This window comes from Sandaracinobacter sp. (assembly GCF_041909755.1).
GTDB lineage: Bacteria > Pseudomonadota > Alphaproteobacteria > Sphingomonadales > Sphingomonadaceae > Sandaracinobacteroides.
Map to the genome: position 1 here is coordinate 21024 of NZ_JAYRCW010000024.1, position 8315 is coordinate 29338.

Annotated in this window: 7 protein-coding genes; 5 read left to right on the forward strand and 2 right to left on the reverse strand. The window is 69.2% G+C overall.

Annotated features, from left to right (window positions below; translation table 11 throughout):
- Positions 1-32 precede the first annotated feature (32 nt).
- Positions 33-2195, forward strand: a complete 2163-nt coding sequence (locus ACE3O8_RS05325) for a primosomal protein N' (RefSeq protein WP_374387542.1) — start codon at positions 33-35, stop codon at positions 2193-2195.
- Positions 2196-2217: 22 nt separating this feature from the next.
- On the opposite strand, the gene thpR is transcribed toward ACE3O8_RS05325, so the two are convergent.
- Both thpR and ACE3O8_RS05335 read right to left on the reverse strand, forming a co-directional pair.
- Complete coding sequence (gene thpR / locus ACE3O8_RS05330) at positions 2218-2766, reverse strand: RNA 2',3'-cyclic phosphodiesterase (protein ID WP_374387544.1); 549 nt, start codon at positions 2764-2766, stop codon at positions 2218-2220.
- Positions 2767-2776: 10 nt separating this feature from the next.
- Positions 2777-3445, reverse strand: a complete 669-nt coding sequence (locus tag ACE3O8_RS05335) for an arylesterase (protein ID WP_374387546.1) — start codon at positions 3443-3445, stop codon at positions 2777-2779.
- A 26-nt stretch (positions 3446-3471) separates the two neighbouring features.
- Here ACE3O8_RS05335 and ACE3O8_RS05340 point away from each other — a divergent pair, with 26 nt between their 5' ends.
- The 4 genes from ACE3O8_RS05340 (at position 3472) to ACE3O8_RS05355 (ending at position 8298) form a co-directional block, all read left to right on the forward strand.
- On the forward strand, positions 3472-4191 hold the full coding sequence (locus tag ACE3O8_RS05340) for an ABC transporter ATP-binding protein (RefSeq protein WP_374387548.1): 720 nt from the start codon (positions 3472-3474) through the stop codon (positions 4189-4191).
- Between the two features lie 5 nt (positions 4192-4196).
- Positions 4197-6743 (forward strand): ABC transporter permease, encoded by a 2547-nt coding sequence (locus ACE3O8_RS05345; protein WP_374387554.1) that lies wholly within the window; start codon positions 4197-4199, stop codon positions 6741-6743.
- Between the two features lie 148 nt (positions 6744-6891).
- Positions 6892-7632, forward strand: coding sequence for a Bax inhibitor-1/YccA family protein (locus tag ACE3O8_RS05350; protein WP_374387550.1), 741 nt, complete (start codon positions 6892-6894; stop codon positions 7630-7632).
- A gap of 180 nt (positions 7633-7812) precedes the next feature.
- Entirely contained in the window at positions 7813-8298 is a 486-nt protein-coding gene (locus ACE3O8_RS05355) for a glutathione peroxidase (RefSeq protein ID WP_374387552.1), read from the forward strand.
- The last annotated feature ends 17 nt before the right edge of the window (positions 8299-8315 follow it).

Here is an 8315-nt window from a genome sequence, read left to right on the forward strand (position 1 = left end):
GCGTTCAAAGCCCGACGCTAGGCGTTGAGTCAATGCGCGGCACGGTTCTTCTTCTGCAGCACGGGCTGGGGCCGCTGGATTATCTGGTGCCCGACGGCCTGCCGCCGGGCGCGGTGGTGGAAGCGCCGCTGGGACCGCGCCGGGTGCCGGGCGTGCTGTGGGACGACGGCGTGTTCGAGACCCGGCCCGTGGACGAGGCGAAGCTGCGCGAGATTCGCGCGCTGGACATGCCGCCGGTGCCGGAGCCGATCCGCCGGTTGGTGGGCTGGGTGGCGGATTATTATCTGGCCCCGCCCTCTGCCGTGCTGCGGATGGTGTTGCCGCAATCGGCGTTCCTGGCGCCGCCAAAGGGGCCGGGGCAGTATGTGCTGGGCGACTTGCCGCAGACGAAATCCAGACCGCGGGCCGAAATGCTGGAGCGGCTGGACGCCGTGCGCGGTATCGGCCCCGCGCCGCTGGCCGTGTGGGCCGCCGCCGCCGAGGCGCGGGTGGAGACGTTACGCGGGCTGGTGAAGGCCGGTGTGCTGCTGCCGGCCGAGGTTGGCGAGGAGGATGTGGTGGTGAGCCGCCCTGCCCTGCCCCCCGGGCCGGTGCTGAGCGAGGCGCAAGGGGTGGCTGCGGGTGAACTGTGCGCGGCGGTGGCAGCGCATCGGGCCCAGCCCTTCCTGCTGGACGGCGTGACCGGGGCGGGCAAGACCGAGGTTTATCTGGAGGCTGTGGCGCAGGCGATCCGGGAGGGGGGGCAGGCGCTGGTGCTGGTGCCGGAAATCGCGCTGACGGAAGCGTGGTTGCAACGGTTCCGCAAGCGCTTCGGCTTTGCGCCGGCGATGTGGCATTCCGGGCTGACACCCGCGGCCCGGCGGGCGGCGTTCCGGGCGATCACCAGCGGCGAGGCAGCCGTGGTGGTGGGGGCCAGATCGGCGCTGTTCCTGGCGATGCCGGGCCTCAGGCTGATCGTGGTGGACGAAGCGCATGACCAGGCCTTCAAGCAGGAGGAAAGCGTGCCCTATCATGGGCGCGACGTGGCGGTGATGCGCGGGCAGTTCGAGGGCGTGCCGGTGGTGCTGGCGACGGCGACGCCCGCCCTGGAGACGATGGAGCAGGTGGCGCGCGGCACTTACCGCGAGTTGCGGCTGCCGGACCGGCATGGCGGGGCGCTGCTGCCCGATATCCACCTGATTGACCTGACCCGCGATCCGCCGCCGCGCGGGCGCTGGATCGCGCCGCCGTTGGCGAAAGCGGTGGAGGAACGGCTGGCGCGCAAGGAGCAGAGCCTGCTGTTCCTGAACCGGCGGGGCTATGCGCCGCTGACGCTGTGCCGCGCCTGCGGGGAGCGCATCCAGTGCCCCAACTGCACCGCCTGGCTGGTGGAGCATCGGCTCGCCCGGCGGCTGCAATGCCATCATTGCGGCCATTCGATGCCGACGCCGAAAGCCTGCCCCAGCTGCGGCGAGGCGGACAGCCTTGCGCCGTGCGGCCCTGGCGTCGAACGGCTGGCGGAGGAAGTGGCGCTGCTGTGGCCGGACGCGAAATCCGTGGTGGCGACTTCGGACACCATCCGCACATCCGCCGACATGGCCGGGCTGGTGGCGGCCGTGGCCAATGGCGAGGTGGATATCCTGATCGGCACCCAGATGCTGGCCAAGGGGCATGACTTCCCCAATCTGACGCTGGTGGGCGTGGTGGATGCCGACCTGGGGCTGGAGGGCGGTGACCTGCGCGCAGGTGAACGCGCGTTCCAGCAGATCGGGCAGGTGGCCGGCCGCGCGGGGCGCGGCGCGAAGCCGGGCGAGGTGTTTTTACAGACGCACCAGCCGCGTGCGCGGGTGATGCAGGCGCTGCTGCATGGCGCGCGCGACGAATTCTATGCCGCCGAACGCGAGGTGCGGCTGGCGGCGGGCATGCCGCCGTTCGGGCGGCTGGCGGCGATCGTGGTGTCTGCGCTGGATGGCGCGGCGGCGGCGGATGCGGCGAAGCGGCTGGGGCAGGCCGCGCCCCATGCGCCGGGGATCGAGGTGTGGGGGCCGGCACCCGCGCCGCTGGCCATGCTGCGCGGGCGCCACCGCCACCGGCTGCTGGTGCATGCGAAACGGACATCGCCGCTGCAGGCCTATGTGAGGGACTGGCTGGGGCGGGTGGAGCTGCCGTCCAGCGTGCGCGTGACGGTGGACGTGGACCCGCAGAGTTTTCTGTGAGGATGCCGCCCCCGGATCGGCGCTAGGCGGCTGTCAGCGCAAAGCCTGCGATGGGCTCATAGTGCGGGCCGCTGTGGCCGAGGCGGCTTTCGACGAGGTGGAAGATGTCTGCTCGCCAGGTTTCGCGGGGCGGAGACTGGGTGGAGAGCCATGGGCGCAGGGCATCGCGGGGCGCGCCGGCGCGGCTGAAGCGGGCCAGGGTGATGTGGGGAACGAACTTGCGGGCATCCGGTTCCAGCCCCGCGCGGCGCAGGGCGGCCCGGATCGCGGCGGCGAGCGCGGCAAGAGGCTCTGCGGGGCTGACGCCGATCCAGAGCGTTGACGTCCGGTCCGTGCGGGCCGCATCGAAGCTGCCGAACTGGCCCAGAGACAGATCGATCGGCGGGGCAATTACGGTGGCAAGCGCGTCGGTTGCGGCCTCGGCCTGATGCCCGTCCACCTCGCCGATGAAGGCGAGCGTCAGGTGGAGGTTGTTGTCGCTTTGCCAGCGTGCGCCTTCGATGCCGCCCATCAGCGCGGTGAGCGCATCGCGCACATCGGGCGGCGGGCGAAGGGCGACGAACAGCCTCATTCGGGCGACCTCATTCTTGCGCGTCGAGTGCCTTGCGGACGGTGGGGAGGATGTTCTTCACCATCACGCCGACGCCGGCCGGATTGGGGTGCATGCCATCGGCCAGCAGCAGCTTCGGGTTTGCCGTGACGCCGTTGGTGAAGAAGGGGTAGAGCGTGGCGCCGTGCTTCTTCGCCAGTGCGGGGTAGATGGCGTTGAATTCCTTCGCATAGGCCGCGCCCATGTTGGGGGCCGCCATCATGCCCGCCAGCACGACGGGAATACCGCGCTTCCCGAGATCGGTGAGGATCGCATCGAGGTTGGCGCGGGCCTGTGCCGGGGGCTGGCCGCGCAGCATGTCGTTCGCGCCCAGCGCGACGATGGCGAGATCGGGTTTCTGCTTCTGGCTGGCCAGCACCCAGTTCAGCCGGGCCTTGCCCTGCGCCGTGGTGTCTCCGCTGACGCCGGCATTGTGGACACGGACCTTGCGGCCCTCTTTCTGCAAAGCGGCCTGCAGCTGGGCGGGGAAACTTTCGTTTGGCTTCAACTGGTAGCCGGCCGTGAGGCTGTCACCCAAGGCGAGAACCAGCTGGTCTTTCGCGGTGGCGGGCGCTGCAAGCAGCAGGGCAAATGTTGCCGCGATGAAAGACAGGAACTGGTAAAGCGGCAGGTGCCGCCCATATGATTGCGAATTCGCCACCGACGCCGTTTTCAAAAGGGGACTCCATGCACGGAACTGCCGCAGCCGCCGATATGGTGATCTATGCGCGGGATGTGAAGCTGGCGCTTGGCGACGGCGCGGCGCGGGTGGAGATCCTGAAGGGCGTGGACCTTCAGGTGGCGCGCGGCGAACGGCTGGCGATCCTGGGGCCATCCGGGTCCGGCAAATCGAGCCTGATGGCGGTGCTGTCCGGGCTGGAAAGCGCGACGGGGGGGACGATCCGGGTGGCCGGCGCCGACATCGTGGGGCTTTCCGAGGACCAGCTGGCGGAGGCGCGGCGCGGGCGCATCGGCATCGTGCTGCAGGCCTTTCACCTGATCCCCACCATGACCGCGCTGGAGAATGTGGCCATTCCGCTGGAGCTGGCGGGCCATGCCGACCCCTTCACCGAGGCGCGGCGCGAGCTGGAGGCCGTGGGGCTGGGGCATCGGGTGACGCATTACCCCACCCAGCTTTCCGGCGGCGAGCAGCAGCGCGTGGCGCTGGCCCGGGCGCTGGCGGTGCGCCCTGCCCTGATCTTCGCGGATGAGCCGACCGGCAATCTGGACGCGGCGACCGGCGATGCCGTGGTTGCGCTGCTGATGCGGCGGCTGGCGGAAACGGGCGCGACGCTGGTGCTGATCACCCATGACCAGGAACTGGCCGCGCATTGCAGCCGGGTGATCCGCATGCGCGACGGGATGATCGTGGCCGACAGCCTTGTCGATGCGGAGACGGTGGCGTGAACGTGATGACGCCGATGCCGCGCGCGGTCGCGCCGGTTCGCGAATGGCCGCTGGCGGCGCGCATTGCCCTTCGCGAAGTGCGCGGCGGGCTGGGCGCGCTGCGGCTTTTGTTCATCTGCCTGTTGCTGGGCGTGCTGGCGATGGCGGGCGTGGGCAGCCTGGCAACCGCGATCGGCAAGGGGTTGCAGGAGCAGGGGCAATCCATCCTTGGTGCCGACGTGGAGGCGCAGCTGACGCAGCGCGGGCCGACGCCCGACGAACTGGCGACGCTGGACGGCTTTGGCGGCACGCGGTCGGACAACATCAAGATGCGCGCGATGGTGCGCGGGGAGACGGGTGCGGCGGCCGGGCGGCAGCTGCTGGCGGAGCTGAAGGCGGTGGACGGGCGTTGGCCCGTTTACGGCGCGGCCGATGTGGCGGGCGGCGGCGGCAACGCCGCCGTGCAGGCCGCGCTGGGCCGGGGGGCCGTGGTTGCACAGGATCTTGCGACCCAGAAGGGCCTGAGGGTGGGTGACGAGGTGGGGATCGGCGAGGCGCGGATGCCGGTTGCCGCCATCCTGACCCTGGAGCCCGACAAGGCGGGCGAAGGCTTCACCTTCGGGCCGAGCGTGCTGATTTCGATGGAGCGGCTGGCGGAGACTGCGCTGGTGCAGCCCGGCAGCCTTTATCGCCACCATGTGAAGCTGAAGCTGCCGCCCGGCGCGGACGCGGTTGCGGTGCGCGAGGCGATCGAGAAGGCCCATCCGGACGCCGGCTGGCGACTGGCCGACAGCAAGGACGGCGCGCCGGGCGTGCGCCGCTTCGTGGAGCGGCTGGGGCAGTTCCTGACGCTGGTGAGCCTGACCGCGCTGGCGGTGGCGGGCGTGGGCGTGGGGGATGGCGTGCGCAGCTATCTGGACCGCAAGGCCGGAACGATCGCCACGCTGAAGGCGCTGGGCGGTTCCTCTTCGCTGGTGCTGAAGGCCTATCTGCTGCTGGTGGGCGGCGTGGCGCTGGCGGCCGCGATGCTGGGCGCGCTGCTGGGGGCGGCCGTGCCCTGGGTGGTGGTGCAGGTGGCGGGTGATGCGCTGCCGGTTCCGCCCGCGCTGGGGCTGCACTGGGCACCGATGTTGACGGCAATCGCCTTCGGGCTGCTGGTGGCGCTGGCCTTTGCGGTGCCGCCGCTGGCAAGGGCCGGCGCCCTGCCGGCGCAGCGCATCTTCCGGGGCAGCGTGGAAGCCTGGCCCTGGCCTTCGGTGCGGGCGCTGGCCGTGGCGCTGGGGGCGGGCGCCGTGGTGGCGGCGCTGGCCGTTTGGCAGGCGGACGAGCGGATCTTCGCCGCCGGATTCTTGGGCGGTGCGGCGGCCGTGCTGCTGCTGCTGTTCGGGGCGGGCACGCTGGTGCGGCGCGGCGCGGCGCGATTGCCCCGGCCGCGCAAGGTGCTGCCCCGGCTGGCGCTTTCGAACCTGCACCGGCCGGGCGCAATGACCCGGCAGCTGGTGGTGGCGCTGGGCCTTGGGCTCAGCCTGTTCGCGACGCTGGCCTTCATCGAGACGAGTTTCAACGCGGAACTGCGCAAGACCGTGCCCGACAAGGCACCGGGCTTTTTCCTGCTGGACCTGCCCAAGGAGGACGAGCCGCGCTTCCGCGCGACGCTGCCCACAGGTTCCGAGCTGACCATGGTGCCCAGCCTGCGCGGGCCGGTGACGGCGGTGAACGGCGTGCCGGCGTCGGAGCTGAAGGATGTGCCCGAAGGCAGCTATGTGCTGCGCGGGGACCGGGGGCTGACATGGGCGGCCGAAGTGCCGAAGGGAAATCGCATCGTGGCGGGCAAATGGTGGCCCAAGGACTATGCCGGGCCGCCGCTGGTTTCGATGGACGCCGAGCAGGCCGCGCTGCTGGGGCTGAAGGTGGGCGACAGCATCACCGTGTCGGTGCTGGGGGTGGAAATCACCGCCACCATCGCTTCGCTGCGCGAAGTGGACTGGGATTCGATGGGGTTCAACTTCGTGCTGGTCTATGATCCGGCGACCCTGCGCGACGCGCCCTATAGCTGGATGGCGACGGTGACGCCGCCGGATGCGGCCGAGGCCGGGTTCACCGGCACCGTCAGCCGCGCCTTCCCCACCGTTTCGGTGGTGAAGGTGAAGGATGTGCTGGACGAGGTGGGCGACCTTGTGCGGCAGATGGGCATTGCGGTGCGCGCGGCGGCGAGCGTGGCGATCCTGGCGGGCATTGCCGTGCTGGTGGGGGCGCTGGCGAGCCAGGCGCGGGCGCGCATCCGCGACAATGTGATCCTGAAGACTCTGGGCGCGACACGCAGGCAGCTGATGACGGCGGCGGGCCTTGAATATGCGGGGCTTGGGCTTCTGGTTTCGGGGATCGCCCTGCTGCTGGGCGGGATCGCCGGCTGGATCGTCGTGACGCAGGTGCTGAAGTTCGTGTGGGCGCCGGACTGGGGCGTTGCGCTTGCCACTGTTCTGGCGGGCGCGGCGGTGACGCTGGTGCTGGGGCTGGCGGGCGCGTGGGCGGCGCTGGGCGCGAAGGTTGCGGGCGTTCTCAGGGAGAATTGAAATATTTCACCGGTGAAAGATTTCGCTGGATTTCCTTGAAACCGCTTGTTACATGGGCGATATAGAGCGTCGAGCCGGGTGCCCGTTGAATCAGGCCGGAAGTTTGAGCAACGGTGCGCGACCCCCCGGAACGATGGAGAGGACTTCGATGGTTAATCAGGCTGATCCCCGCTTTGGACGCGCCGCAACCGCCCGCGCCGGGACCGCTGCTGCCGAATATGACGCCGGCCTGCGCAAGCATATGCTGAGCGTCTATAATTACATGATGTCCGGCATTCTGCTGACGGGCCTCGTGGCGCTGGGCATGGCCTATACTGGCGCGGTGAACGCGCTGGTGAACCCGATGGGCGGGCTTTCGGGCCTTGGCTGGGTCGTGGCGCTGGCGCCGCTGGCCTTCGTGTTCCTGCTGGGCTTCAAATATCAGACCATGTCCGAAGGCGCCGTGCAGGGCCTGTTCTGGGCCTTTGCCGCGATCATGGGCGCGTCGATGTCGACGATCTTCCTCGTCTATACCTCCACCTCCATCGCGACGACCTTCTTCGCGACGGCGGCGGCGTTCGCGGGCCTCAGCCTCTATGGCTATACCACCAAGCGGGATCTGAGCCGGCTGGGCACCTTCCTGGTGATGGGCCTGATCGGCATCCTCGTCGCCATGCTGCTGAACATGTTCCTGCAGTCCGGCGCGCTGGCGCTGACGATTTCGATCCTGGGCGTGCTGATCTTCGCGGGACTGACCGCCTATGACACGCAGCGCATCAAGGACACCTATGACTATGTCGCCGGGACGGACATGGCCGGCAAGGCGGCGATCATGGGCGCACTGACCCTTTACCTGGACTTCATCAACCTGTTCCAGTTCCTGCTGAGCTTCCTGGGACAGCGCGACTGACCGATTTGCACGAAGAGCGACCCTCGGAGGGGCCCGGTCGCGACAACCGGGCCCTTCTTTTTTGCGGGTAGGCACCCGGCCATCCGATCAAGCTGTGGACAGGGCGGGCTTTGCCCTTTTCTTTCGGCGGATGCGGCCCCATGAAGCGGAAAAATCCGGCACGCTATCGGGGAGAGGCAAATGGCAGACGACATCTATCATCATCGTGCGGTGACGCTGGATGGGCCCGACGTGAGCCTGGAGGATTATCGCGGCAAGGTTCTGCTGATCGTGAACGTCGCTTCGAAGTGCGGGTTCACGCCGCAATATACCGGGCTTGAAGAACTGTATCAGCGCTTTCGGGACAAGGGTTTCGAAGTGCTGGGCTTCCCCTGCAACCAGTTCGGCAATCAGGAGCCGGGCAGCGACGCGGAGATCGCCACCTTCTGCTCCACCACCTATCCGGTGACCTTCCCGGTGTTCCGCAAGGTGGAGGTGAACGGCGACAAGGCCGATCCGCTGTGGCGGCAACTGAAGGAGCAGGCCCCCGGCCTGCTGGGCACGCAGGGGGTGAAGTGGAACTTCACCAAGTTCCTGGTGAACCGCGACGGCGAGGCCGTGGAGCGCTTCGCCCCGACGGTGAAGCCCGAAGACATCGCCCCCAAGATCGTGAAGCTGCTGGCGTGAGTGCGTCGTTCGCATCC

What these genes read in the sequence shown, in the direction of transcription:
- ACE3O8_RS05355 (WP_374387552.1), top strand. Translation starts at nt 7,813, where the DNA reads ATGGCAGACGACATCTATCATCATCGTGCGGTGACGCTGGATGGGCCC.
- ACE3O8_RS05340 (WP_374387548.1), top strand. Translation starts at nt 3,472, where the DNA reads ATGCACGGAACTGCCGCAGCCGCCGATATGGTGATCTATGCGCGGGAT.
- thpR (WP_374387544.1), bottom strand. Translation starts at nt 2,766, where the DNA reads ATGAGGCTGTTCGTCGCCCTTCGCCCGCCGCCCGATGTGCGCGATGCG.
- ACE3O8_RS05325 (WP_374387542.1), top strand. Translation starts at nt 33, where the DNA reads ATGCGCGGCACGGTTCTTCTTCTGCAGCACGGGCTGGGGCCGCTGGAT.
- ACE3O8_RS05350 (WP_374387550.1), top strand. Translation starts at nt 6,892, where the DNA reads ATGGTTAATCAGGCTGATCCCCGCTTTGGACGCGCCGCAACCGCCCGC.
- ACE3O8_RS05345 (WP_374387554.1), top strand. Translation starts at nt 4,197, where the DNA reads ATGACGCCGATGCCGCGCGCGGTCGCGCCGGTTCGCGAATGGCCGCTG.